The sequence below is a fragment of the Pseudomonas sp. DF5 genome, from assembly GCF_058148225.1.
In genome coordinates this window covers 90,554-115,024 of sequence record NZ_JBYVYM010000003.1, presented here as the reverse complement: position 1 = coordinate 115,024, position 24,471 = coordinate 90,554, and the positions used below count along the sequence as shown (strand labels likewise).

Annotated in this window: 24 protein-coding genes and 1 pseudogene; 14 read left to right on the top strand and 11 right to left on the bottom strand. The window is 58.9% G+C overall.

Features of this window, described 5'->3' with window-relative positions; translation table 11 throughout:
* Positions 1–4 precede the first annotated feature (4 nt).
* On the bottom strand, positions 5–442 hold the full coding sequence (locus tag AC30D7_RS03940; RefSeq protein ID WP_490133135.1) for a DUF1294 domain-containing protein: 438 nt from the start codon (positions 440–442) through the stop codon (positions 5–7).
* Positions 439–1,269: an undecaprenyl-diphosphate phosphatase gene (locus AC30D7_RS03935; protein WP_019579207.1), complete on the bottom strand. Its 831-nt coding sequence runs from the start codon at positions 1,267–1,269 to the stop codon at positions 439–441. The genes AC30D7_RS03940 and AC30D7_RS03935 overlap by 4 nt, the downstream gene beginning before the upstream one ends.
* A gap of 295 nt (positions 1,270–1,564) precedes the next feature.
* Here AC30D7_RS03935 and AC30D7_RS03930 point away from each other — a divergent pair, with 295 nt between their 5' ends.
* From AC30D7_RS03930 to fapF, 9 genes are all read left to right on the top strand, one after another.
* Positions 1,565–3,199, top strand: coding sequence for a methyl-accepting chemotaxis protein (locus tag AC30D7_RS03930; protein WP_490133134.1), 1,635 nt, complete (start codon positions 1,565–1,567; stop codon positions 3,197–3,199).
* Between the two features lie 247 nt (positions 3,200–3,446).
* Entirely contained in the window at positions 3,447–4,010 is a 564-nt protein-coding gene (pnuC, locus tag AC30D7_RS03925; RefSeq protein WP_490133133.1) for a nicotinamide riboside transporter PnuC, read from the top strand.
* Positions 4,007–4,531 (top strand): AAA family ATPase, encoded by a 525-nt coding sequence (locus AC30D7_RS03920; RefSeq protein ID WP_490133132.1) that lies wholly within the window; start codon positions 4,007–4,009, stop codon positions 4,529–4,531. Before pnuC ends, AC30D7_RS03920 begins: the two co-directional genes overlap by 4 nt.
* Positions 4,532–4,893: 362 nt before the next feature.
* Positions 4,894–5,346, top strand: coding sequence for a functional amyloid chaperone FapA (gene fapA, locus AC30D7_RS03915; protein WP_490133131.1), 453 nt, complete (start codon positions 4,894–4,896; stop codon positions 5,344–5,346).
* A gap of 1 nt (position 5,347) precedes the next feature.
* Positions 5,348–5,938, top strand: coding sequence for a fibril amyloid subunit FapB (gene fapB / locus AC30D7_RS03910; RefSeq protein WP_490133130.1), 591 nt, complete (start codon positions 5,348–5,350; stop codon positions 5,936–5,938).
* Positions 5,939–6,002: 64 nt separating this feature from the next.
* On the top strand, positions 6,003–6,950 hold the full coding sequence (fapC, locus tag AC30D7_RS03905) for an amyloid-like fimbrin subunit FapC (RefSeq protein ID WP_028940514.1): 948 nt from the start codon (positions 6,003–6,005) through the stop codon (positions 6,948–6,950).
* A 67-nt stretch (positions 6,951–7,017) separates the two neighbouring features.
* On the top strand, positions 7,018–7,698 hold the full coding sequence (fapD, locus tag AC30D7_RS03900) for a fibril amyloid maturation endopeptidase FapD (RefSeq protein ID WP_490133129.1): 681 nt from the start codon (positions 7,018–7,020) through the stop codon (positions 7,696–7,698).
* 45 nt (positions 7,699–7,743) lie between these two features.
* On the top strand, positions 7,744–8,490 hold the full coding sequence (gene fapE / locus AC30D7_RS03895) for a fibril amyloid subunit FapE (protein WP_490133128.1): 747 nt from the start codon (positions 7,744–7,746) through the stop codon (positions 8,488–8,490).
* A 46-nt stretch (positions 8,491–8,536) separates the two neighbouring features.
* Positions 8,537–9,841, top strand: a complete 1,305-nt coding sequence (gene fapF, locus AC30D7_RS03890) for a fibril amyloid transporter FapF (protein ID WP_490133127.1) — start codon at positions 8,537–8,539, stop codon at positions 9,839–9,841.
* A gap of 68 nt (positions 9,842–9,909) precedes the next feature.
* On the opposite strand, the gene AC30D7_RS03885 is transcribed toward fapF, so the two are convergent.
* Complete coding sequence (locus AC30D7_RS03885) at positions 9,910–11,235, bottom strand: sigma-54 dependent transcriptional regulator (RefSeq protein WP_490133126.1); 1,326 nt, start codon at positions 11,233–11,235, stop codon at positions 9,910–9,912.
* Between the two features lie 343 nt (positions 11,236–11,578).
* Between AC30D7_RS03885 and AC30D7_RS03880 the strand changes: the two genes are divergently transcribed.
* From AC30D7_RS03880 to nhaB, 3 genes are all read left to right on the top strand, one after another.
* Positions 11,579–11,845, top strand: a complete 267-nt coding sequence (locus AC30D7_RS03880; protein ID WP_007937803.1) for a hypothetical protein — start codon at positions 11,579–11,581, stop codon at positions 11,843–11,845.
* A gap of 283 nt (positions 11,846–12,128) precedes the next feature.
* Complete coding sequence (locus AC30D7_RS03875; protein ID WP_490133125.1) at positions 12,129–13,418, top strand: hypothetical protein; 1,290 nt, start codon at positions 12,129–12,131, stop codon at positions 13,416–13,418.
* Positions 13,419–13,485: 67 nt separating this feature from the next.
* On the top strand, positions 13,486–14,988 hold the full coding sequence (gene nhaB / locus AC30D7_RS03870) for a sodium/proton antiporter NhaB (protein ID WP_490133124.1): 1,503 nt from the start codon (positions 13,486–13,488) through the stop codon (positions 14,986–14,988).
* 97 nt (positions 14,989–15,085) lie between these two features.
* Here nhaB and AC30D7_RS03865 read toward each other — a convergent pair whose 3' ends face one another.
* From AC30D7_RS03865 to gnd, 3 genes are read right to left on the bottom strand one after another with little or no spacing between them, the layout of a single operon-like run.
* A complete protein-coding gene (locus AC30D7_RS03865) occupies positions 15,086–15,910 on the bottom strand; it encodes a Cof-type HAD-IIB family hydrolase (RefSeq protein ID WP_490133123.1) in 825 nt (274 codons plus the stop codon).
* Complete coding sequence (gene zwf, locus AC30D7_RS03860) at positions 15,907–17,430, bottom strand: glucose-6-phosphate dehydrogenase (RefSeq protein ID WP_490133122.1); 1,524 nt, start codon at positions 17,428–17,430, stop codon at positions 15,907–15,909. The genes AC30D7_RS03865 and zwf overlap by 4 nt, the downstream gene beginning before the upstream one ends.
* Entirely contained in the window at positions 17,427–18,407 is a 981-nt protein-coding gene (gnd, locus tag AC30D7_RS03855) for a phosphogluconate dehydrogenase (NAD(+)-dependent, decarboxylating) (RefSeq protein ID WP_490133121.1), read from the bottom strand. The genes zwf and gnd overlap by 4 nt, the downstream gene beginning before the upstream one ends.
* 271 nt (positions 18,408–18,678) lie before the next feature.
* On the opposite strand from gnd, the gene AC30D7_RS03850 reads away from it, so the two are divergent.
* The gene (locus AC30D7_RS03850) at positions 18,679–18,861 is read left to right on the top strand and encodes a DUF6026 family protein (RefSeq protein ID WP_490133120.1); all 183 of its coding nucleotides are present in this window, start codon (positions 18,679–18,681) and stop codon (positions 18,859–18,861) included.
* A gap of 192 nt (positions 18,862–19,053) precedes the next feature.
* Positions 19,054–20,799, top strand: a complete 1,746-nt coding sequence (locus AC30D7_RS03845; protein ID WP_490133119.1) for a phosphoethanolamine transferase CptA — start codon at positions 19,054–19,056, stop codon at positions 20,797–20,799.
* A 223-nt stretch (positions 20,800–21,022) separates the two neighbouring features.
* On the opposite strand, the gene AC30D7_RS03840 is transcribed toward AC30D7_RS03845, so the two are convergent.
* From AC30D7_RS03840 to AC30D7_RS03820, 5 genes and pseudogenes are all read right to left on the bottom strand, one after another.
* A complete protein-coding gene (locus tag AC30D7_RS03840; RefSeq protein WP_490133275.1) occupies positions 21,023–21,514 on the bottom strand; it encodes a GNAT family N-acetyltransferase in 492 nt (163 codons plus the stop codon).
* Between the two features lie 102 nt (positions 21,515–21,616).
* Positions 21,617–21,805: pseudogene (locus AC30D7_RS03835) on the bottom strand (DinB family protein); the annotation flags it as partial.
* A gap of 18 nt (positions 21,806–21,823) precedes the next feature.
* The gene (gene zapE / locus AC30D7_RS03830; RefSeq protein WP_490133118.1) at positions 21,824–22,942 is read right to left on the bottom strand and encodes a cell division protein ZapE; all 1,119 of its coding nucleotides are present in this window, start codon (positions 22,940–22,942) and stop codon (positions 21,824–21,826) included.
* Positions 22,943–23,181: 239 nt separating this feature from the next.
* Positions 23,182–23,523, bottom strand: a complete 342-nt coding sequence (locus tag AC30D7_RS03825) for a nuclear transport factor 2 family protein (RefSeq protein ID WP_007897370.1) — start codon at positions 23,521–23,523, stop codon at positions 23,182–23,184.
* A gap of 52 nt (positions 23,524–23,575) precedes the next feature.
* Positions 23,576–24,292, bottom strand: coding sequence for a helix-turn-helix transcriptional regulator (locus AC30D7_RS03820; RefSeq protein WP_490133117.1), 717 nt, complete (start codon positions 24,290–24,292; stop codon positions 23,576–23,578).
* Between the last annotated feature and the right edge of the window lie 179 nt (positions 24,293–24,471).

Genomic DNA, 24,471 nt, shown 5'->3' with positions numbered 1-24,471 from the left:
AGCTTTAGAACAGCGCGAACAGCGCGAACAGCTGGGCACCCAAAAACAACTGGTCGATCCAGAACACCTGATGCATCAGCACGATGAGCCAGAACACCAGTTGAAACGAAACCTTGCGGGTCTTGTGCCGAAACACTTGCTGGGCCAGCAAGGCACCCGGCCAACCGCCCGCCAGTTCCACTGCGTGCAAGACGTTCTCCGGCGTACGCCAGCTGTCGGCGCGGGCCTTGTACTTGTCGCCCCAGTACAGGAAAAACGCCAGCACGCTGACGACGCCATAGGCGGCCAGGGGAATCACCGACAGCCCGCGCAGCCACAGCGACACCGAGCCAAACAACGGCACTGCGCACAGCGCAACGAACACCAGCAATTTCAACCGCAGGTTTTGAATCGCTCCCCCGGACTTGCGCCCGGGGTTGTTGCGTGCGGCGGCGTCGCTCATGGCTTGGCCGCGGTCCAGTCGACCCAACCGAACTGCCAGGTCGCCAGGATCACCAGGCCGAACACGATGCGGTACCAGGCGAACGCCGCGTAGCTGTGGCTGGCGATGAACTTGAGCAGGCCCCGGACAGCGATCATTGCAAAGATAAACGCAGTGACAAAGCCGATGGCGAACACCGGGAAATCAGCCGGTACAAACAGGTGGCGGTATTTATAGCCCGAGTACACTGCCGCGCCGACCATGGTTGGCATGGCGAGGAAAAACGAAAACTCAGTGGCCGTCTTGCGCGACAACCCGAACAGCAAACCGCCGATGATCGTCGAACCGGAACGCGAGGTTCCCGGGATCATCGCCAGGCACTGGGCGAAACCGACTTTCAGGGCTTCTTTCCAGGTGATGTCATCGACGCTTTCGGCATGCACGACATGCTGCCGGCGCTCAGCCCACAACATGATGATCCCGCCCACGACCAATGCGCTGGCCACGGTGATCGGGTTGAACAGGTACTTGTGGATCAGGTCGGCAAAAATCACCCCCAATACCACCGCCGGCAGGAAGGCGATCAACAGGTTCGCGGTAAAACGTCGAGCGCTGGGTTGCGTCGGCAAACCGATGATCACGTCGAGGATCTTGCGACGGAACTCCCAGACCACCGCCAGGATCGCGCCGAGCTGAATGATGATGTTGAAGGCCATCGCTCGTTCACCGCCGAAATTGAGCAAGTCCGCCACAATGATCTGGTGCCCGGTACTGGAGATGGGCAAGAACTCGGTCAGCCCTTCTATAACGCCTAAAATCAATGCCTGAAAGGCTGTCCAAAGATCCATCGTTCCCCCAAGAAGCCATGCCCCCAGGCATGCCCCGTTAATAATTTGTAGAGCGTTATTCGCGATCAGCGTGCGCTGAAACCCCGCGCGCACAAGATCCACACAAAACCGTAAAAATTCCGTGAAAAATCGACTTGGACTCAGGTTTTTCCGCGCGGGGCCGAAATCCTATCAGACAAGCCTCATTTGCGCTGCCGTGTAATAGGACCTGAGTCGTATAGGCTCCGATCGGCACAGTGTGGTTGGATGCTGGCGATCGTTTATGACAAGAACAAGAAAACGGAGTAACAGCGTTATGAACAGCTTGCGCAGTGTGTCGATCAGCCGACGCTTGTGGCTTATCTTGATCGTGGCCGTGGTGATGCTGTTGACGTTGGGCGTACTGATGCTCAAGCAGATTCACGACGACCTTTATCACGCCAAAGCCCAGAAGACCCAGCATGTGGTGCAGACCGCCAGCGGTATCCTGACTTACTACCACGACCTGGAGACCGCCGGCACCCTCACCCGCGCCGCCGCGCAACAGCAGGCGCTGACCGCCGTGCGTGGTTTGCGCTACGACCAGAATGACTATTTCTGGATCAACGATCTGACGCCCGTGATGGTCATGCATCCGACCAACCCGAAACTCGAAGGCCAGAACCTCTCGACGATCCGCGACCCGGACGGTTTTGCGCTGTTCAACGAAATGGTCGCCATCGCCAAGGCGAAAGGCGCCGGCATGGTCGACTATCGCTGGCCGAAACCGGGCGCCAGTGCACCGGTGGAAAAAACCTCCTACGTCAAACTGTTTGAGCCCTGGGGGTGGGTGATCGGCTCCGGCGTGTACATCGATGACATGCAGGCCGAGTTTAATGCGCAGGTCTGGAAGGCGTCTTTCGTCGGTCTGGTGATTGCCCTGATCATGGCACTGCTGGTGATCATGATTGCTCGCAGCATCGTGCGCCCATTGCAGGAAACCGTGGATGCCATGGCCAATATCGCCAGTGGTGAAAGCGACCTGACCCGCAGCCTCGATACCCACGGCCAGGACGAAGTCACGCAACTGGCCCGGCACTTCAACGCCTTTACCGCCAAGCTGCGCATGGTGATCAGTCAGTTGCAAGTATCCGCCGGCGCGCTGGGACAGTCTTCCAATGAACTGGGCAACGACGCTGCGCAAGCCCAGCAACGCAGCCAGCAGCAGTCCCAGCAAATGGAACTGGTGGCGACCGCGATCAACGAAGTGACCTACGGCGTGCAGGATGTGGCGAAAAACGCCGAACACGCGGCCAGTGAAATGCGCGATGCCGAATCTCAGGCGCAGCAGGGACAGATCAATATTGATGGCAGCCTGCAGCAGATCGACAAGCTGTCTTCGACCATCGATCAAGCGGTAGAAGTGATTCGTACGCTGGCCGACGAAAGCACGCAAATCGGCAGTGTCCTGGAAGTGATTCGCTCCATCGCCGAGCAAACCAACCTGCTGGCCCTCAACGCCGCCATCGAAGCCGCCCGGGCCGGTGAGCAAGGTCGAGGGTTTGCGGTGGTCGCCGATGAAGTGCGCCTGCTGGCCCAGCGCACCCAGAAGTCGACGGCAGAAATCCAGTCGATGATCGAACGCCTGCAAAGCCATTCCGAAGCGGCGGTCAAGGTCATTGGCGACAGCAGCCGCGCCTCGCAACTGACCATCGAGCAGGCCGGTCTGGCCGGTGCCAGTCTGAATGCCATCGGCCAGGCCTTGCGCAACCTCAACGGCTTGAATGCCTCGATTGCCAGTGCAACCTTGCAGCAGGCGCATGTGGTGGAAGACATCAATCAGAACGTCACCCAGGCCGCCGGGTTGTCCCACAGCACGGCATTGGCGGCCGAGCAGTCGAGCGTGGCCAGTGTTCATCTCAAGGAATTGAGCGAACAGTTGAACGGGTTGCTCAAGCAGTTTCGGGTCTGATCACTTGTAGCAGCTGCCGAGCCTGCGAGGCTGCGTTCGGTGTGGGCCGCATTCGGGCGAAACCGTCGTAATTTCTGAGCACGCGGTCATCTGGAACACCGCGTCGCCTGATTTCACGACGGCTTCGCCGCCGAACGCAGCCTCGCAGGCTCGGCAGCTGCTACACCGGACCGTGCAAGCCGTTTCTACTTGGCAGCGCCTGCCGCTACAATCCGCCCCCCCTACTCGTCTTCACCAAGGAACCTCCATGTCCGGGCTTGAACTGTTTGCCGCCGCCCTCGGTGTGATTGCCGTCTGGCTGACGGTCAAACAGAACCCCTGGTGCTGGCCGGTCGGTCTGGTCATGGTGCTGCTGTATAGCTGGATCTTTTTCGAGGTGAAGCTGTATTCGGACATGTTGCTGCAAGTGATCTACGCCGCGTTGCAGCTTTACGGCTGGAGGCAGTGGACTCGCGCGGGCGTGACGCATGACGGGCGGCATGTCAGCGTGCTCGATGGCAAATCCGTCGCGCTCGGTCTGGCCGTGGGTGCGGTCGGCAGCCTGCTGCTTGGAGCCGCGATGGCTCACTGGACCGATGCCGCCCAGCCCTGGCTCGATGCCGCACTGACCGGTTTCAGCCTGGTCGCGCAGTTATGGATGGCGCAAAAACGCCTGCAATGCTGGCCGCTGTGGATTGCGCTGGATGTGATCTTCGTCGGCCTGTTTATCTACAAAGAGCTGTACCTGACCGCAGGCCTCTATGGGGTATTTGCCCTGCTGGCCGTGCAAGGCTGGCGGACGTGGCGTGCCGACCCGGCGTTACGCACATGAAAGTGCTGGTGCTCACGGGGCCCGAATCCAGTGGCAAGAGTTGGCTGGCCGCTGAGCTGCAACAGCAGTTCGGCGGCGTTCTGGTGGGCGAATACGTGCGCTGGTTCATTGAGCAGGAGGCGCGAGACACCTGCCTGGCCGATATTCCCGAGATCGCCCGCGGTCAGCTGCAATGGGAAGATGACGCCCGCGCCCTTCAGCCCCCGCTGCTGATTCTCGACACGCACTTGCTGAGCAACATGCTTTGGAGTCAGACCCTGTTTGACGCCTGCCCGGCCTGGCTCGAACAGGCACTGCTGGCCCGACATTACGACTTGCACTTGCTGCTGTCGCCTGAACTTGTCGACTGGACCGATGATGGCCAGCGCTGTCAGCCGCAGCTGGATCAACGCCGGGCTTTTTTCAACGCGACTCAAACGTGGCTGGAACAATATCGGCAGCCCTTACAAGTGATCCAGGGCGACTGGGCCGAACGCCGTGCCCAGGCATTGCAGGCCGTCACTCTGCTGCTCGAACGCTGACCTGAATCCGGCTGTAGCAGCCCATCCCCAACATTTGTTGCGATATTCTTGCAAATACGTCCGTTTGTGAAACATGCCTTTGCGCTCAACAACCCCGTTTCAGCGTCATTCATCGTTCTGTCATGGCATGTGTTAAAGCGCTGATACATCACAACGCAAGCTATGGATCCAGAGCGTTGCGCCTCCTTTTCCCCGTTATAGCCCCCCGCTTTTGTCTCAGGCCTGAAACAGCTCAATCAAGGATCCATTTACCTTGATCGATAACCCATTGAATCAAAACAAAAATCAAAAACCGGCACGGCTTTAGCTATCACCTTCACAACGCTGTTTAGGGCCAGCGCACAACAGAAGGAATCGCCGTCGTGGGGACTTTTCATAAAGGCTTTACGCGCTTGTTGCTGCTCGGATGTACCGCCATCTCGGTACTCAGTTTTGACGTTCAAGCTGAAGGCAATGGCGTCATCGTACTCACTCGTGATGTACAGCCCCACACCGTCGGCAGGCCGCCGTTTCAGAAAGACCCCTACCCGACCACGGTCAACGCCAACCCTTCGGATCGTGTCAACACGACACTCAGCAACACCGAGTTGAGCGATGGTGAGTTCGCCAGCGTGGCCAGCGGCTCATCCATCAGCAACAGCATCAACCAGAACGGCAACATACCCGGCAGCCTCAATGTCGTGACCAATCCCAATGGCATGCCCGGCATGAGCGCCGGTCACGGCGGCGGCAGCGGTGGCGCGATTTCGGGAACGATTAACCATGCCATGAGCTCCGGCCTCGCGCCGTTGGGCAGGCTGGCGGGAGGTCAATGACATGAGCCGCTCCCTGATCCTGCTCGCCTTGCTCGCCAGTGCCAGTGTGAATCCAGTCGCCATGGCCGACTCCAGCGTTCCGGTGGTCAACACCGCCAGCATCCTGGATTCCGGCGCCCGGTACAAAGGCAACTTCAACGTCAACCAGGCCTCCGGCGATCAACAACAACAGGCCAACACACGCGCTATCGCCATCGGCACCGATGCCTCGGCGACCACTCGCGTCATCCAGAAACTCGACAACCCCGCCAATCCGTCGATGAACGCGACGGCCACCATCGGCGGCAACTCTTTCAGTCAAGGCAACGGTGCACTGGGTGTCAACCAGGGCGCCGGGGCCAACAACCAGATGGCCAACGCAATGCGCATCAGCATCAGTGCTGCGCCGCAAAGCGTCGACGATAGCGCCCTTTCTCAACAGAACGTGGCGTTGCTACCAAGCTCAGGGGCAACTGACGCTTCAAAAGGCAGTCGCCAGGTCGTGACAAGCGACCAGGCCTTCACCGGCAGCCGAGGAGTGATTCAGGTGAACCAGAGTGCCGGGGTGGGGAACCGAATGGCTAACACCCTGAGCATACGGGTCGCTGACTGACCCGAACGCAGTGCGATTAGAAAGTAACCAACACTTAACCAACTAATAAGCACGGAGAAACACCATGAAACCCACAATGGCTCTCAAGCCTCTCGTCTTCGCCCTGGCAGCCGTCATGGCGATGGCTGCGCAAGCCAACGATAACGATCACGACGGTGGTCACGGCCACCATCATCACGGCCCCAAAGGCCCAACCTGGGAACAGCAACTGTCAATCGACTCCGCCGCCAGCGCCTATGTAGGGGATACACAGGACAGCAGCGGCAACTCGGTACTCAACCAAGGCACCAACAACACCGCCGAGGCTGACAACTCGCTCAATGGCTCCAACGGCAACATGGGCGCCAACGTCGCGGGTGGCGACGGCAACCAACAAGACAACGCCGCCGCGCTGGCTACCGCTGATGAAAGTTTCATCTTCGGTTCTGCCGAGGCAACCTCCACCGCGTATCAGTACAACACCAATAACTACGTCAAAAACCGCTCTACTCAAAACAACGCCACGCTCAACAACGCTGGCAATAACGGCTCCGGCAACATTGGTATCAACGTGACTGCCGGCAACTTCAACCAACAGAAAAACAACCTGGCGATTGCCGTGTCTGGCGGACGGGTAGCAACAGCCTCGGCTGACGCTTACCAATCGACCACCGGCCTGGATGTCGACAACAAGGCTGACCGGACCCACGTCACCACCACCCTCACCGATACCACCACGTCCTCGGGCACCTTCAAGGCCAAAGGCACCGGGACGATCGACGACAGTGGCTGGGGTCACAGAGGCGATGACAAGTTCAAATTCAGCGCTGTGGGCACCTTCGATCTGGCTGGCGTCACCACCCATCAAGTGCTGACTCCAGACGGCTGGAAAAACCCTGTTGTGAACAACGCCTCCATGACCAACTCGATGAACAGCTTCTCCGGCAACGGAGGTGCCAACGTGTCGGCGGGTGTGGGCAACCAACAAAGCAACTCTCTGTCCATTGCTGCTGGCTGCAGAGCCTGCATGTAATCGCGATCGAAATGAAAGCCCCGGCAACGGGGCTTTCTTTCCACGGTTCACCAAAGGCGTATCGATCATGCGTACGACAGCCTGTTTCGCCCTGCTGTGCCTGTGCGGCCTGACTCAGGCGGCGCAGATGCCGGTGGCCGCCTTGCCGGGCGGCACGCTGGTTTACAAGCAGGTGCAAAGCGTGCGTGAGCGCAAGTTCAGCGACATCGTCGAACAAAAAACCGACTTCAGCTGCGGCGCTGCTGCACTGGCTACGGTGTTGCGCCAGGCATACTGGCTCGATGTCGATGAGGAACACATCATCAAAGGCATGCTGGTCAACGCTGATCAGAGCCTTGTCCGTACTCAAGGTTTTTCCATGCTGGACATGAAGCGCTACATAGAAGCGATCGGCATGCGCGCGCGTGGCTACCGGATACCGTCCGAGAAACTCGAAGCGGTGACCATTCCGGTGGTGGTGCTGATGGAAATTCGCGGCTACAAGCATTTCGTGGTGATGCAGCGGGCGGACAAGAACTGGGTCTATATCGGCGACCCGGTGCTAGGGCACAAACGCTATTCCCATGATGACTTTGCCAAAGGCTGGAACGGCATTGTCTTCGCAATCGTGGGTCCCGGTTACGACAAAACCAATGCATTGCGCAGTCCACCGGAACCGCTGACGGCCAAGAACAAGCTGGATACGTTCAACCCGGTCAAAGATGCCGAATTGATGGACTTTGGCTTCATACAGAGCGACTTCTTCTAATCGCCCACTGATGATAGAGAGGGCCGGATGCCCCGGGAGCAGCAGATGAAAACCTCATACTGGCTGGCCGCCGCTTGCCTGGCAGCAAGCGCATCGGGCTATGCCAATGCAGGATTCAAACCCATCGAACTCAAGGACCAGGAGCTCGCCGAGCTACGCGGTCGTTATGTCATGCCAGGGCGGATCATCAGCTTCGGCATTGTCATGAGCAGCACCTGGCGCAATGCCAGTGGCGACCTGATCGGGGTGGCGACGTCCATGCAGATCCAGGCCGCCACCGTAAAACCGCAATTTTACGTGTCGACCATTAAAGAAACCGGTAACGGCAGTACGCCGTCATTGGGCACCGGGAATGTGATCGGTGGAGCAGGACTGACCACCACCCAAGGTGTCACTCAAACTGTGCGCGCCGCCGGTGACGGTAATAGCGCCTACAACAATGTCGCGATCAACGTCCAGGAGGCCAACCAAGCACCGGCGCCGAGCCCCGCCCAAGGGCAGGTGCTGACCAGCGGGCAAACCATTACCGACAGCAATGCCGCCGGTAGCGTCGCAGTGGCGGCCACCGGTGGTGGCGTGCAAATGGCCATCCAGGCCAGCAATAACCAAGGCACCGCCATGCAACAAGTGGCTCAGGGGGGGCTGGTGCAGAACACCCGGCTTCTGGGCAACAGCAACAGGGTCAATAACCTGACGCAGCTTAATGTGGTGCTGAATAACAATGGCCGAAATGCCGGAGCAGTCAACTGCAATCTGAGTCAACTCAATGCACTACGCAGCCTGGGATATTGAACTACGCTGATGTTCGATCATCGGGCTTCATGGGGGACGACTTATCATGTATCGGTCAGTACCACTGCGCGCGATCGTTTGTCTGAGCACTTTGTTCCCGTCGGCGCTGCTGCAAGCAGCGTCCGATGCGGACGTGGAAGCTTTGAAGCAACAACTCATGGAGCTCAAGCAACGATACGAAGTACAGCAAAAGGCTTTGGCAGTACTCGAACAACGAGTCCGTCAAGTGGAGGAACAACCGGCGGCGGCACCGCCTAAACGTCTGGCCAAGTCGCCAGCCGACATGAAAGGCAACCAGCAAGTAGCGTCGGGGACGGGAGCGGCCGCTGCTTCAGGAGGCGCTGCGGGCAGCGGCAGTTCCTATGGACAATCGCTGGCTGATGACTCTCAACCGGCACAGAGTGTTTCCAACCTGTATGACGAGGCCAGCGGATTCTTCGGCGGCGGCAAATTCAGCCTCGAAACCGGACTGACCTATTCGCGTTACGACAGCCGCCAGTTGATCCTCAACGGTTTCCTCGCACTGGACTCGATCTTTCTGGGCAACATCAACCTGGATCGGATCAAGGCTGACACCTGGACGCTGGACCTCACCGGGCGCTACAACTTCGACAATCGCTGGCAATTCGACCTGAACGTGCCGGTGGTGTACCGCGAATCAACGTATCAGTCCGGTGGCGCCAACAACGGTGCCGCGGGGGTGACCAGCGAAGAAACCGTCACCCGGGATCCGACGCTCGGCGATGTCAACTTCGGGATCGCCTACAAATTCATGGACGAATCGGTCAACACCCCGGATGCCGTGTTCACCTTCCGGGTCAAGGCGCCGACCGGCAAGGACCCGTTCGGCATCAAGCTGCGCCAGACCGACGCCAATACCAACCTGTTCGTGCCTGACACCTTGCCGACCGGCAACGGCGTCTGGTCGATCAGCCCCGGTATCTCGCTGGTCAAGACTTACGATCCGGCGGTTCTGTTCGGAAGCCTGTCCTATACCCACAACTTCGAAGAATCCTTCGACGACATCAGCGCCACCGTCAATCAGAAAGTCCCGGGCAAGGTGAGGATCGGCGACAGTTTCCAGATTGGCGCGGGGATCGCGTTTGCGCTGAACGAAAAAATGAGTATGTCGTTCTCGATGTCTGACCTGGTGCAACGCAAAAGCAAGCTCAAGCAGGATGGCGGGGATTGGGAGTCTGTGGTGTCCAGTGATGCCAACGCCGGTTACTTCAACGTCGGCATGACCATCGCGGCCTCCGACAATCTGACCATCGTTCCCAACCTGTCCATCGGTATAACGGACGATGCGCCGGACTTTTCCTTCAGCCTGAAATTCCCGTACTACTTCTGATCGCTTCACCCCAATGGAAAAGGCCCGCTGCGATGGATGTCGCAGCGGGCCTTTTTTGTTGCACCGCCCTAGCGGATCTGGTGCTTGTGCAGCAATCGGTAAAAAGTCGGCCGCGACACACCCAGGACTCGGGCGGCGACACTCAGGTTGTCGCTGTGCCGGTTCAGCACATCGCACAGTGCCTGGCGTTCGGCGCGGGTCTTGTAGTCTTCAAGGGTGCCCATCGGCGTGACAAAGGCGTGTTGACTAAGCAGCCCCAGATCTCGCGCCTCGATCTGCCGTCCTTCGGCCAACACCAGGCCGCGGCGTACCCGGTTGGCCAGCTCGCGGACATTGCCCGGCCAATCGTGCTTGCCCATGGCAACCAACGCATCTTCGCTGAAGCTGCGCGGACGACGGCCGGTTTCACTGCTGTAGAAATGGGAAAAATGGTTGGCCAGCATCAATAGATCGCCATGGCGTTCACGCAACGGCACGGTAACCACTTGCAAGACGTTCAAGCGGTAGTACAAATCTTCGCGAAAGCGCTTCTTTTCGATGGCCTCTTCAAGGTCGACGTGCGTCGCCGCCAGTACCCGCACATCCACCGGAATAGGCTGATGGCCACCTACCCGTTCGATGTGTTTTTCCTGCAGGAAACGCAGCAGATTGGCTTGCAACTCCAGAGGCAGATCGCCTATTTCATCGAGAAACAGAGTTCCACCATTGGCCGCTTCTATCCGCCCGATCTTGCGCTGATGGGCGCCGGTAAAAGCCCCCTTCTCGTGACCAAACAATTCGGACTGGATCAAGTGTTCGGGAATCGCGCCGCAGTTAATCGCCACGAATGGCTTGCTGTGACGCTGGGATTGTTGATGCAGGGTACGGGCGACCAGTTCCTTGCCGGTGCCGCTTTCGCCTCGGATCAGCACCGGCGATTCGGTGGGCGCCAGTTTGCTCAGCAATTTGCGCAGTTCACGAATCGGTTTACTGTCGCCAAGCAACTCGTGTTCAGGCTGATCGATATGCACCGTGCCCTGACCGCGCAGGCGTGCCATGCCGAACGCTCGGCCCAGGGTGACTTGAACCCGTGAGACGTCGAACGGCAAGGTATGGAAGTCGAAAAACCATTCGCAGACGAAATCTCCGACGTTCTGCATTCGCAAAACATCCTGATCGAGCACGGCGATCCACTCAGTACCGCTGCGGGTGATCACTTCCTTGACGGCTTCGGGGCGCTCCAGATGAAAGGGCTGCAAGCGCAACAGGCCCACGTCGCAGGTTCGTTCGGCGGCGCTTCCCAGGGTACAGCTATCAACATCCCAACCAGCAGCGCGTAAACCCGGTAACAAACGGTGGCAGTCGTCGCAAGGATCCACTACTAAAAGACGTCGTAAAGCAGGCGCTTCGATCATGACTGTTCCTTGGCGCCAAATTTTAGGAAATATTATTAAAAACAGTCATTTGGCGGGCTTCGTTGTAACACTAGCAAGAATTTGACGCGTGCTTGTATCGATTGCTTATAGGGACGTTGGCTTATTAGTTATAAAAAGTCATTTAATGAGTTGCCTAACGAATTGAACCTTTCATTCAGCTTTCAGCAACTGCCTGAATCGCAGGCGAATCAAAGAAAGTTGAAATTTCTTTTGATTGTGTGTGACCCAACCCCCGGTTGCGGACATCAGTACAAGTAACCAGCCGAACGGTAAGCCCAACCGACGGCACATCACTTGATTGGGCATACAGAGAGAAGATCCCATGAACGCCCCGCTCCGTATCAACGAAGCTCTTTTGATTGCCGACCGCGCATTCCAACCCTTTCAATGCGTGGCCTGGGCTCCACAAGACGGTAATGGCGAGCTCAGCCTGGCCATCATTGATCGCACTAACACTCGCATCAGCCGCAAACAAATCCCCAGCAGTGCCTATTCCGATCCGGAGCAACTTGCACACTTGCTGGAACAAGCCCGCGCCGAGCTGAGCGAGGAAGGTTACACACTGCAATCGTGGTCCATGCCGCATTAATTTTTTCGCGGATTACCGCCCGGTAATCCGCGTCCCTTCTTCACCTTAGTTGACGGTTTTCTACGGTCAGCTGCACGGCACAATTGCCATTTTTCAACTTCTGATCCGCCAGATTACTTGGCAGGCTTGTCAGTGGTTCGAAAAGACACTGTTCTGGCACAAAACGCCCCTCCTCCTGAGCGTAATGGCAGTTGTGCATCATCGCATTCAGGGATTGAATATTCTGCTCAGACAGTCAACCTCCGGGCACCCGGACAAGGACGACTGGCAAGGAGATGCGTGCATGTCACTCCAGACTGCTTTTGCCATACCGGCAACGGTGAATGACGCCGGACAACTCGATAGTCATTTCGCCGGCAGCGGCAAGACTCAAGTGTATTTCGCCGGCAGTACCTTCAGCAGGGTCAATGGTGTCGCGATTGACCACAATGACCGAATACTGGTGGCAGCCAAGGTCGGCACCCCAGGTGGCAGCCGTTTTGGCCTGGCGCGCCTGCGCGAGGACGGTTCGGCGGATCTGGCATTCGGTAAACAAGGCAGCATCATCGGGCAGTTCGCCCACGGCTATGAGGCCATGGCGGGCACGGTGCGGGTGCTGGCCGACGGGCACATTCTGGTGGCCGGCCTGCACTACGAAAATGCTCACCGCACGCTGCCCGCCCTGGCGATGTTTGATCGCCAAGGCTGCCCGGTACAGAATTTTGGCGAGCATGGCCGCTGCGTGGTGCGCCTGCCGGCGAATCTTTCCCAAGGCGCTCGCGACGCCTGGTTACCACCTGGTGTACCGGGGACCGAGGCCTGTGATATCTGCGTGCAGGACGACGGTCGAATCCTGCTGCTGGCCAATCACCACTTTGAACGGGCCGATCACGTCGGCATGCTGATACGGCTCAATGCCGACGGCTCGCTGGACAGCACCTTCAACGGTCGCGGTTTTGTCATGGTCCGGCACTTATTGATGAACACCTGGCTTAACAGTCTGATGGTGCAACATGACGGCCGAATCCTGGTGGGCGGATCGATCAACTTCCCCGAGGAAGGTTTGCTGGCGCGTTATCACACCGATGGCCAGCTGGATGACGGCTTCGCCGTGGATGGGTTCATGACCTTCAAGGTCTCGGGTCGCAGTGCTCAGGTCTGCCAGATCGTCCAGCACGAAAATGGTGATTTGCATTGTTTTGGCAGCAGCCGCGACCCGATGCACTGTCTCGCACTGAGCGTTCACAGCAATGGCCGGCCTGACATGCATTGCAATGGCGGCCAACCACGACTGTTGAAAATCGGCCACAGCGGCTGCCAGTGGACCGCCGCCCAGGTACAACCAAACGGCTGTGTACTGACGGTCGGAGCGACAGTCGGCGGGCTCGAAGGCGATTTCATTCTCGCCCGGTACTTAGCCAGCGGGGCGCTGGATCGCAGCTTCGCCAATGGCCTGGGCTGGGTCCGCACACGCCTGAGTCGAGGCCCGGACACCGCCACTTCACTGGCTGTGCAGGCCGATGGCTGCATCGTCGTCGGTGGCTATTCACTGGATGGCAACTACCGCGCTGTCGTCGCCCGTTATCAACACTAGTTTCCTGCACTTGATCTTCCCTTCCGCTTACGGCAAGTTGCGCGCTTCTTAATACAAGGAGTAGCCGATGTCCGGCTCAATGGCCCAGGCCTTCGCACACAATTTTCTTGGGCATTCACCCCGCTGGTACAAAGCAAGCATTATCGGATTCCTGATTCTCAACGCCCTGGTGTCGTGGACGATCGGTCCCGTGGCGGCCGGATGGTTGTTGGTGCTGGAGTTCATCTTCACCCTGGCCATGGCGCTCAAGTGTTACCCGCTGATGCCCGGTGGGCTGCTGCTGATCGAAGCACTGCTGCTGAAAATGACCACGCCCCAGGCGCTCTATGACGAACTGGTGCACAACTTCCCGGTGATCCTGCTGCTGATGTTCATGGTGGCGGGCATCTATTTCATGAAAGACCTGCTGCTGTTTCTGTTCTCACGCCTGCTGCTGGGAGTTCGCTCCAAGGCACTGCTGGCGTTGATGTTCTGTTTCCTGTCAGCGTTTCTCTCGGCGTTTCTCGATGCATTGACCGTGACCGCGGTCATCATCAGCGCGGCCGTGGGGTTTTATTCGGTGTACCACCGCGTCGCCTCGGGCAACGATCCGCGGCAGGACAGTGAGTTCAGCGATGACCGGCAGCTGCCGACATTGCACCATGCCGACCTCGAACAATTCCGCGCCTTCCTGCGCAGCCTGCTGATGCACGGCGCGGTCGGCACAGCGTTGGGTGGTGTTTGCACGCTGGTTGGCGAGCCGCAAAACCTGCTGATCGGCCATGAAATGGGCTGGCACTTCGCCGAGTTCTTTCTGAAAATCGCCCCGGTGTCGTTGCCGGTGCTCGCAGCGGGCCTGGTGACCTGCGTGCTGCTGGAGAAACTGCGCTGGTTCGGTTATGGCACGCTGCTGCCGGACAACGTGCGTGCGGTGCTGGCCAACTACGCCGCCGAAGACAACGCCGAGCGCACTTCGCGTCAGCGCGCTGCGCTGCTGGTTCAAGGGGCGGCGGCGCTGATTCTGATTGCCGGGTTGGCGTTTCACATCGCCGAAGTCGGCCTGATCGGTTTGATGGTGATCGTGCTGATCACCGCGTTCACCGGTATCACCGACGAGCACCGCCTGGGCAATGCCTTCAAGGACGCCATGCCGTTCACCTCGCTACTGGTGGTGTTTTTCGCCGTGGTGGCGGTGATTCATGATCAGCAACTGTTCGCGCCGCTGATCCACTGGGTGTTGACGCTGCCGGTGGATCAACAGCCGGGCATGCTGTTTATTGCCAATGGCTTGCTGTCGGCCATCAGTGACAACGTATTTGTGGCGACCATTTACATCACTGAAGTGAAACAGGCCTTCATCTCCGGCCACATGAGCCGCGAGCACTTTGAAACCCTGGCGATTGCGATCAATACCGGGACCAACCTGCCGAGCGTGGCGACGCCTAATGGTCAGGCGGCGTTCCTGTTCCTGCTGACCTCGGCGATTGCCCCGCTGATTCGCCTGTCGTACGGGCGGATGGTGTGGATGGCGCTGCCATACACCGTGGTGATGGGAGGGCTTGGCTGGTACGCCGTAAGCTATTGGCTTTGAGGTGGCAGGTCTGACGCCTTCGCGGGCAAGCCTCGCTCCTACGGAATGTGTAAAACCTGTAGGAGCGAGGCTTGCCCGCGAAGAACGACAACGCGGTTCAGACTGAACTCAGTATGTATCGCTCGATCGCCTGGGCCGCGCCGTCTTCGGTATTGGCCCCGGTCACCACGTCGGCCTGACGCTTCACCGCCTCTTCCGCCTGCCCCATCGCAATCGACAGTCCGGCCCGGTGAAACATTGCCGGGTCATTGCCGCCGTCGCCCATGGCGGCGGTCTGTTCCAGTGACACCCCGAGAAACTCGGCCAGCGTCGCCAGTGCCGCGCCCTTGTTGGCTTGCACCGCAGTCACGTCCAGATAGACCGGTTGCGAACGCGACACTTGCGCCTGCCCTTCGACCTTGGGCAACAATCGCGCCTCCAGCTCGATCAACAGTTCGGTGTTGTTGCTGGCAGCGACGATCTTGTCGATACGTGCCAGGCAAGGCTCAAAACTCTCGACCACCACCGGCGGATAACCCAGGCCATGCTGCTCTCGCGGAACCATCGGGCCGTCCGCGTCCTTCAACAGCCAGTCGCCACCACTGAACACCCAGACTTCTATGTCCGGCTGATCGGCAAACAGCGCCAACGCCGTCAGCGCCGCCGTTGCCGGCAGATAATGCGCGACCAGCAAACTGCCGTCCGGGTTGACGATCGTGCCGCCATTGAACGCCGCCGTCGGCAGATCAATGCCCAAGGCTTCGATCTGCTGCAACATGGCTTTGGGCGGACGCCCGGTGGCCAGGCTGAACAGCACACCGGCATCGCGCAAGGCGCGGACCGCCTCGATGGTGCGCTGACTGAGGGTGTGATCGGGCAGCAACAACGTGCCGTCCATGTCACTGAGCAGAAAACGGATGAGGGGTTGCGTGACGTCACTCATCCGAGGCTGTGCCAGACGCGACCGTCGCGGGTCAGCAGCTCGTCAGCGGTCTGTGGCCCGTCTTCGCCGGCCGCATAGCTCTCCAGAGTTGCGTCCTGCTCCCAGGCGTCGAGAAACGGCTGCACGGCACGCCAGCCGTTCTCGATGTTGTCGGCACGCTGGAACAGCGTCTGATCGCCGGTCAGGCAATCGTAGATCAAGGTTTCGTAGCCGGTGGACGGCTGCATTTCAAAGTAATCCTTGTAGGCAAAACCCAGTTCGATATTGGCCATGTTCAATGCCGGCCCCGGCCGTTTGGCCAGCAGGTCGAACCACATGCCTTCATTGGGCTGGATCTGGATCCGCAGGTAAGTCGGCTGCAACTCTTCAACTTCGGTATCGCGGAACTGCGCGTACGGCGCCGGCTTGAAGCAAATAACGATCTCGGTGTCGCGCACGCTCATGCGTTTGCCGGTCCGCAGGTAGAATGGCACGCCGACCCAGCGCCAGTTGTCGATCATCACTTTGAGCGCGACATAGGTTTCGGTGGTGCTGTCGGGCGCTACGTTGGCTTCGTCACGATAACCGCGCAGCGAGTTGCCATCGATTTCGCCGGCGGTGTATTGGCCCCGCACCGAGTTGGCTCGCGCTTCCTCGGTCGACCAGGGGCGAATCGCGCCGATGACTTTGGCCTTCTCGCCGCGAACCGCATCGGCGCCGAAAGCGGCCGGTGGCTCCATGGCCACCATCGCCAGTAATTGGAACAGGTGATTAGGCACCATGTCCCGCAGGGCGCCAGTGACCTCATAAAAACTGCCACGGGTTTCCACGCCGACGGTTTCGGCGGCGGTGATTTGTACGTGGTCGATGTAATGGTTATTCCAGAAGGCTTCGAACAGGCTGTTGGAGAACCGGCTGACCAGGATGTTCTGCACGGTTTCCTTGCCCAGATAGTGATCGATCCGGAATATCTGCTTTTCCGTCATCACTTTGAGCAAGCAGGCGTTCAAGGCTTCGGCGGTGTACAGATCGGAACCGAAAGGTTTTTCGATCACCACCCTTCTGAACGCATCAGGGGCTTCTTGCAGCAATCCGGCCGCACCGAGACGCCGCACCACTTCGCTGAAAAAGCGCGGCGCGGTGGCCAGATAGAAAATGGCGTTGCCGGTGCCGCTGGCGTCGATTTTCGCCGCCAATGCGTCATAGGTGCGTTCATCCAGGAAATCGCCCTGGACGTAGCTGATGTGTTTCGCCAATTTGGCCCACAACGCCGGATCAAGGGCTTGATCGCCCTTGCCGACCTTGGCCGCCACTTCCGCCCGAATGAAATCTTCGAGTTTCCTGGCGAAGTCTTTGTCACTGATGGCGTTGTGATCAACACCGACGATCCGCAGTCCATTTCCCAGCAAACCATCGCGACTCAGGTTGTACAGCGCCGGCATCAACAGGCGCTTGACCAGATCACCATGGGCACCGAACAAAAACAGCGTGGTGGGCGGTGCGGGTTCTGCCTTGGATTTCCTGCGGATCACGTGGGTCATTTTTTCGCAGTCTCCACATGACCGCCGAAGCCGAAGCGCTGGGCCGAGAGGATCTTGTCGCCAAAGTTGCCTTGCCCGCGCGAACGGTAGCGAGAGAAGAGCGAGTTCGACAGCACCGGTACCGGCACCGCTTGTTCCATGGCGGCTTCGATGGTCCAGCGGCCTTCACCGCTGTCGGCCACTTCACCCGAGTAGCCGTCCAGTTTCGGATCGGACGCCAGGGCATCGGCGGTCAGGTCGAGCAGCCACGACGAGACTACGCTGCCACGACGCCAGACTTCGGCGATGTCCGCCACGTTCAAGTCGAAACGCTGATCTTCCGGCAGGTTGGTGCTGGCTTTGGTCTTGAGGATGTCGAAGCCTTCGGCGAAGGCCTGCATCATTCCGTACTCGATGCCGTTATGGATCATCTTGACGAAGTGGCCGGCGCCGGCGGGGCCTGCGTGGATGTAGCCGCGCTCGGCGCGATCGTCATCGGACTTGCGATCCTTGGTGCGCGGAATGTCGCCCATACCCGGGGCCAGGGACTCGAACAACGGGTCAAGACGCTTAACCGTCTCAGCATCGCCGCCGATCATCATGCAGTAGCCACGCTCCAGGCCCCAGACACCGCCGGAGGTGCCGACGTCGATGTAATGCAGGCCTTTTTCCGACAGGGTTTTGGCCCGACGGATATCGTCCTTATAGAAGGTGTTGCCGCCATCAATGATGGTATCGCCCGCTTCAAGCAAGGTGCTCAGTGTGTCGATGGTGTCTTCGGTCGGTGCACCGGCGGGCAACATGACCCATACCGCGCGTGGCTTGGCCAGCCCAGCGACAAGGGCTGGCAAGTCGGCGACACCGGTGGCGCCTTCTTCAGCCAAGGTCTCGACGAAGGCGGCATTGCGGTCGTAAACAACGGTGGTGTGCCCGTTGAGCATCAGGCGCCGCGCAATATTACCGCCCATGCGGCCCAGTCCAATAATCCCGAGTTGCATGTACTGATGCTCCCTACTACAAATAAAGTGTGTCAAAGGTATAGCCCAACGCGACTAGTGAAGGTTAGTCCAGAGCGGCGGGATGAAGTTTCCGGGCATTGTGCCCGATCCAGACTGATAACGTCGGGAATCGTACCGAAGACACAACGACCATGAAAAATAAAAAAGTTCCCTTCGGGGGCAAAAGAAATCAAAATTGGCGCCGATAGTAAGTGAGCACCCTATTCAGGGCGCAGACTTATAGTTGATATCGCCATTTGCGAGGTGAGCAATGGGCACCGTACACACAGCACTGCCAACACAAACCCTTTACGTCACGATCCGTCGCGATGAACTGCGCCAGTTGAAAGACGAGCGTGATCAGTTGAAGCGGGAAGTCGCGCAGTTGCGCCTGCTGACCCAAGGCAATGAGGCTCAGCCCTTGTCCATCACCCAACGTGTTCCCCACGTCTGACCTCCTCGCTTGAGTCAGAAACAGTCACTGCTGTTTCTGACTCGCTGCAATCCTGTCCGCTGCGACATCTCACAAAGTTTTCACACTTGCTTGGCGATACTCCGGCCCTTGTGGCTGCTTGCTTTGCGAGCGGCATACGTTCGTCTGTAACAAGGAGAGTGCCGACGGCCGATCATCTGGCTGGAGTGTTGAATGGCTTTGCTTAAACGCAGAAAAACGTCTGCAAATGGTTTCGACTGGGCAGGATTTCTCTGGTTATTTCTGTTCTTCTGGTATTTCTCCGGTATCACCCAACTGCTGATTCAACTGACGGGCACCTCCGGTTTTACCGGGTTCCGCCAGGCTTTTGTGATGAGCGCCATTTGGCTCGCACCGATGCTGTTGTTCCCCAAACAAACCCGTGTGATGTCCGCGCTGATCGGCGTGGTGCTGTGGGCCTGTTCGATGGCCAGCCTGGGTTATTTCTTCATCTATCAGCAGGAATTCTCCCAAAGCGTCATCTTCATCATGTTCGAATCGAACGTGTCTGAAGCCGGCGAGTACATGACGCAATACTTTGCCTGGTGGATGGTACTGGCGTTCCTCGCCCACACCGCGTTCGCGTATTTCCTTTGGACCCGCGTGCGTCCGGTGTACCTGCCACGCGCCCAGGCGCTGATTGCCGCGACGGCGATTGTGCTGGCCGTGATCGGTTACCCGCTGATCAAGCAGACCGCGCACACCGGCAGCCTGGCGGAAGGCTTCGATAAGTTCGAAACCCGCATCGAGCCTGCGGTGCCGTGGCAAATGGCCGTGGCCTATCACCGTTACCTCGGTACCCTGGCCGGCATGCAAGACATGCTCGACAGCGCCAGCAAGATCCCGCCGCTGAAGAACTTCACCGACTCGATGGCCAATCAGCCGGCGACCCTGGTGCTGGTGATCGGCGAGTCCACCAACCGTCAGCGCATGAGCCTGTACGGCTACGCGCGGGAAACCACCCCGGAACTGGACAAGCTCAAGGACCAACTGGCGGTTTTCAATAACGTCATTACCCCGCGCCCCTACACCATCGAAGCGTTGCAGCAGGTGCTGACATTCGCCGACGAAGAAAACCCGGACCTCTACCTGACGACGCCGTCATTGGTCAGCATGATGAAGCAGGCGGGTTACAAGACCTTCTGGATCACCAACCAGCAGACCATGACCAAGCGCAACACCATGCTCACGACCTTCTCCGAGCAGGCCGACGAACAGGTGTACCTCAACAACAACCGCAACCAGAACGCCGCCCAGTACGATGGCGATGTGATCGAGCCGTTCAACAAGGCACTGGCCGATGCGGCGCCACGCAAGCTGATCGTCGTGCATTTGCTCGGCACACACATGAGTTACCAGTACCGTTACCCGCCGACGTTCAACAAGTTCACCGACCGTAAAGATGTACCGGACGGCGTGCGCGATGATCAGGTGCCGACGTACAACAGCTACGACAACGCGGTGCTGTACAACGACTTCGTGGTCTCGAGCCTGATCAAGGACTACGCCAAGACTGATCCGAACGGCTTCCTGCTGTACCTCTCCGACCACGGCGAAGACGTGTTCGACTCCGCTGGCCACAACACCCTGGGCCGCAACGAGAACAAGCCGACCGCGCCGATGTACACCATTCCGTTCATAGCCTGGGCTTCACCGAAATGGCGCGAAAGCCATGACTGGAGTTTTGCTGCTGACCTGGGTCGGCCGTACAGCAGTTCCCAGCTGATTCACACCTGGGCGGATCTGGCCGGCTTGAGCTTCGATGAGCTGGATAGCAGCAAAAGCCTGGTCAGTGACAACTTCAAGCCTCGGCCATTGATGATCGGCAACCCTTATGAGCGTGAGCAGCGGCCGTTGATCGACTTCAGCCTGATAAAACCCAAGGTCGCGCCTGTCACTCCGACGGTGGTTAAGCAGTAGTTCTGGCGCACCCCCTGTGGGTGTGGGCTTGTGTGGCAAAGAGTGCCTGCGTGGCGAGGGGCTTCTGTGGCGAGGGAGCTTGCTCCCGCTCGGCTGCGAAGCAGTCGTAAACCCTTTACATGCGGTTTAACCTTGAAATACCGGGGTCGCTGCGCGACCCAACGGGAGCAAGCTCCCTCGCCACACAAGCGCTCTCGCCACCTACCCCCGCATGGATTGCGGACTAAAGCGCTTTGGTCCAGAACAGCATCCGGCCATGCGCCGGGTCGAACATGCCGGGTGAAAAACCAAATTTGCCATAAGACGCCTGGGCCACTGGATTGCCTTCCAGCACCTCCAGGGTGATTTTGCAGCAACCGCGCTGACGTGCGATATCCTCGACCTTGTGCAGCATCTTCTGGCTCAACCCCAACCCGCGAAACTTCGACACCACCACCACATCATGCACGTTGACCAATGGCCGACAGGCAAAGGTCGAGAAGCCTTCGAAGCAATTGACCAACCCCGCCGGCTCGCCCCCGACAAACGCCAATACACTGAAAGCATGGGGCCGTTTGGCCAATTCCCCCGGCAGTTGTCGCAACACAGCGTCGGGCAACGATTGACCGCTACCCATCGGATCTTCGGCGTAGTGATTTAATGCAAGACAAATCGCCTCGGCATGCACCGGGTTGGTGTAGCTGGCCTGAAGCACAAGAATTTCTGCGGATTCCATTTCCCACCCTCGATCACACAAATTGCCCCAGTTCGCTTCTTGCGCACTGAAAGGTCCAGTGACCTTATCGCGAGCGCCGGGGTGCCGACAACTGGATCCTGAGGCATCCGCATAGAACCAGTCGCACGTCAGAATGTGGTTGAGGGTTGCGCGCAGGCTGGGGAAAAAACTGACGCGCGGCGCCGCCAACTCAGCCGGGCTCAGTTGCATCCAGGCCTTGGCCAGTCGGTGATTGGCCCAGGCGTTCTGATAGGCCATGGTCAGCAAATGGTGGGACAAGGGCTGATTCATGTTCACTGCTCCCGGACATCAAGCCTCGGCAAAACGTTTTAGCTGCATCTCCTGCAAACGGCTGAGGGTGCGGCGAAACGGGAATTCCAGATAGCCCTCGGTGTACAACGCCTCCATCGGTACCTGCGCTTCGAGGTACAGCGGCACCTTGCGGTCGTAGCATTCGTCCACCAGGGCAATGAACCGCCGCACGCCGTCGTCATGCACCGACAATTGCGGCAACTCGCGATCCCCCGCCGCCACCCGCTCGACACCGTCCTCAGTGCCACGGGCGATGCGCCCTTCGCGCTTTTGCGCGCTGAGATTGGGCACGTCACTCAACAAAATAGCGCTGAAGGTGTCGCACAGAGCCATGAAGTCCATGGCGGCGAAAGGCTGCTCGCAAAGTTCGGTGTACCGGCACCAGAGTACGGTTTGACTGGCCTGAATGACATTGACCGAACGGTAGCCGATGTTCACCGGATCACTGGACAGCGATTGGCCGACGGTCAAGACCTTGAACACGTCGCCGAGGGCATCGGGCTGACCCGCAATGTTCACCCAGTAACGTTGCAAAGCAGCGCCAGGGTGCAGACGATGATCCTCCCCGCCATCCACCGCAATCACCTGCATGTGTTGCTTGATCGCGCTAATCGCTGGCACGAAGCGGTCGCGGTTGAAGCCATCGGCGTATAGCTGATCCGGCGGTTGGTTGGAGGTACAGACCACCACCACGCCCTGCTCGAACATCACTTGGAACAAGCGCCCGAGAATGATCGCGTCACCGATGTCGTTGACGAACAGTTCATCGAAACACAACACCCGCACTTCCTGGCTCAGCTCGCGGGCCAGGGCCTTCAGCGGGTCGGCAGTGCCGGTCAATTGGAAGGAGCGCTGATGCACCCAGCCCATGAAGTGGTGAAAGTGCTGCCGTCGGGCCGGGATGCGCAGGTTTTGATAGAACTGATCCATCAACCAGGTCTTGCCCCGCCCGACCGGACCCCAGAGGTACACGCCGGTGATGGGCGCGCGCCCTTCCTGCAAGGCTTCGTGACATTTTTGCAGCGCCCACACGGCATGTTCCTGGGCTTCGTCCTGGACGAAGCCCTTCTGTTCGATGGCGTGTTGCCAGGCGCTTAAGGGAGAGTCGACATTCATGCGCGGCAGTATACGTCTCTATAGCGGCTCGCCAAGCCTGGGCCGTAGCAGCTGTCGAGCACCGCGAGGCTGCGTTCGGCGGCGAAGCCGTCGTGATATCAGGCGTAGCGGTCCGTCAGACGCACTGTGCATTCAGGATTTACGACGGCTTCGCCGCCGAACGCAGCCTCGCAGGCTCGACAGCTGCTACGGCGGAACGCTGCCTCGCGGTGCTCGACAGGTGCTACATAGGCCGATGGTTACAGCGAGATGTCCAGCCGGGCGATCTTGCCCTGTTCATTGAGGCGGAACATGTAGCGCAATTCCAGCGGGCTGCCGGGAAAGGTGCCGGAGATCAGGTTGTGCACCAGCACTTTGCCGGTGCGCAGTTGAACATCGAGCACCTCGACCCGGGGCTGATAACGTTGTGCTGTGTCTTGCATCCATTGGGCGATGGCTTGTGTGCCAACCTGATGCTGTCCCTCATCGAACACGTTGGCATCCTCAGCGAAAAAACTGGCAACTCTCGAGGTGTCGCGAGCATTGGCGGCAGCAATGTAGGCGGCAATGGCGGGGGCCAGTGAAGAGGCTGGATTGGACATGTTTACGACTCCTTGTGAGTTGATTCTGGAGCCATGCTAAAACAAGCCAGTGTCAGTTCTTGTCAGGAGTGAAACGCCCTGCTTCGTCCAGTTGCATCTGCTTGCGCCAGGTGCGCAACAGGTCGCTGCGCCGCCCCGGGTAGCGCTCACCCTGTTCACTGACGGCCGAGATCCGGTCAGTGCGGAACGTGCGATAGGCACTGCGCAACTCACACCAGGCGACGATGATCCGCACCTCATTGAGAAACCCCAGGGCCAGGGGCCAGATCAGCCGCTGGCTGGGCACCTGGTTGGCGTCCGCATAATCGATGTGCAGCTTGGCCTGATCGCGGATGGCCTGGCGAAACACATTCAACGGCACCGCATTTTGCGGATAGCCATAACCCGGTGGCCCCGGCAACACCGTCGGGTTACGCAAGGCGTCCTGGGCCGTCGGGTCGAGCACCGCGGCGATTTTTGCCAGGGCATCGGCCGCCGCTTTGCTCAACACCTCATCGCCCCGCTGATCCACGTAGCGCAGACCGAGCACGATGGCTTCGGTCTCATCGGCATTGAGCATCAAGGGCGGCAGAAACAGACCGCTGCGCAACACATAGCCGATCCCCGCCTCGCCAAAGATCGGCGCGCCGAGTGCGGTGAGTTCAGCGATGTCGCGGTACAGCGTGCGTTCGGAAATCTCCAGCTCGCTGGCCAATGTCGCGGCAGTCACCGGACGACTTTTGCCGCGTAGCACTTGTAACAAGGTCAGTAAACGAGTGGTTCGCGACACGGTCGGCAGGCTCCTTTCTGGAAGTCGCCGGAGCTTAGCAGAGGCTGCTGTCAGAAAGTGGCAGTAGCGATCCGTCGGTTTGAAAAGCTTCGCGGGCAAGCCTCACTCCTACAGGTACAGCGATTTGGGCACGACACAAAACCTGTAGGAGCGAGGCTTGCCCGCGAAGTCGTCATACC

What these genes read in the sequence shown, in the direction of transcription:
- AC30D7_RS03940 (WP_490133135.1), bottom strand. Translation starts at nt 442, where the DNA reads ATGAGCGACGCCGCCGCACGCAACAACCCCGGGCGCAAGTCCGGGGGA.
- AC30D7_RS03935 (WP_019579207.1), bottom strand. Translation starts at nt 1,269, where the DNA reads ATGGATCTTTGGACAGCCTTTCAGGCATTGATTTTAGGCGTTATAGAA.
- AC30D7_RS03930 (WP_490133134.1), top strand. Translation starts at nt 1,565, where the DNA reads ATGAACAGCTTGCGCAGTGTGTCGATCAGCCGACGCTTGTGGCTTATC.
- pnuC (WP_490133133.1), top strand. Translation starts at nt 3,447, where the DNA reads ATGTCCGGGCTTGAACTGTTTGCCGCCGCCCTCGGTGTGATTGCCGTC.
- AC30D7_RS03920 (WP_490133132.1), top strand. Translation starts at nt 4,007, where the DNA reads ATGAAAGTGCTGGTGCTCACGGGGCCCGAATCCAGTGGCAAGAGTTGG.
- fapB (WP_490133130.1), top strand. Translation starts at nt 5,348, where the DNA reads ATGAGCCGCTCCCTGATCCTGCTCGCCTTGCTCGCCAGTGCCAGTGTG.
- fapC (WP_028940514.1), top strand. Translation starts at nt 6,003, where the DNA reads ATGAAACCCACAATGGCTCTCAAGCCTCTCGTCTTCGCCCTGGCAGCC.
- fapD (WP_490133129.1), top strand. Translation starts at nt 7,018, where the DNA reads ATGCGTACGACAGCCTGTTTCGCCCTGCTGTGCCTGTGCGGCCTGACT.
- fapE (WP_490133128.1), top strand. Translation starts at nt 7,744, where the DNA reads ATGAAAACCTCATACTGGCTGGCCGCCGCTTGCCTGGCAGCAAGCGCA.
- fapF (WP_490133127.1), top strand. Translation starts at nt 8,537, where the DNA reads ATGTATCGGTCAGTACCACTGCGCGCGATCGTTTGTCTGAGCACTTTG.
- AC30D7_RS03885 (WP_490133126.1), bottom strand. Translation starts at nt 11,235, where the DNA reads ATGATCGAAGCGCCTGCTTTACGACGTCTTTTAGTAGTGGATCCTTGC.
- AC30D7_RS03880 (WP_007937803.1), top strand. Translation starts at nt 11,579, where the DNA reads ATGAACGCCCCGCTCCGTATCAACGAAGCTCTTTTGATTGCCGACCGC.
- AC30D7_RS03875 (WP_490133125.1), top strand. Translation starts at nt 12,129, where the DNA reads ATGTCACTCCAGACTGCTTTTGCCATACCGGCAACGGTGAATGACGCC.
- nhaB (WP_490133124.1), top strand. Translation starts at nt 13,486, where the DNA reads ATGTCCGGCTCAATGGCCCAGGCCTTCGCACACAATTTTCTTGGGCAT.
- AC30D7_RS03865 (WP_490133123.1), bottom strand. Translation starts at nt 15,910, where the DNA reads ATGAGTGACGTCACGCAACCCCTCATCCGTTTTCTGCTCAGTGACATG.
- zwf (WP_490133122.1), bottom strand. Translation starts at nt 17,430, where the DNA reads ATGACCCACGTGATCCGCAGGAAATCCAAGGCAGAACCCGCACCGCCC.
- gnd (WP_490133121.1), bottom strand. Translation starts at nt 18,407, where the DNA reads ATGCAACTCGGGATTATTGGACTGGGCCGCATGGGCGGTAATATTGCG.
- AC30D7_RS03850 (WP_490133120.1), top strand. Translation starts at nt 18,679, where the DNA reads ATGGGCACCGTACACACAGCACTGCCAACACAAACCCTTTACGTCACG.
- AC30D7_RS03845 (WP_490133119.1), top strand. Translation starts at nt 19,054, where the DNA reads ATGGCTTTGCTTAAACGCAGAAAAACGTCTGCAAATGGTTTCGACTGG.
- AC30D7_RS03840 (WP_490133275.1), bottom strand. Translation starts at nt 21,514, where the DNA reads ATGGAATCCGCAGAAATTCTTGTGCTTCAGGCCAGCTACACCAACCCG.
- zapE (WP_490133118.1), bottom strand. Translation starts at nt 22,942, where the DNA reads ATGAATGTCGACTCTCCCTTAAGCGCCTGGCAACACGCCATCGAACAG.
- AC30D7_RS03825 (WP_007897370.1), bottom strand. Translation starts at nt 23,523, where the DNA reads ATGTCCAATCCAGCCTCTTCACTGGCCCCCGCCATTGCCGCCTACATT.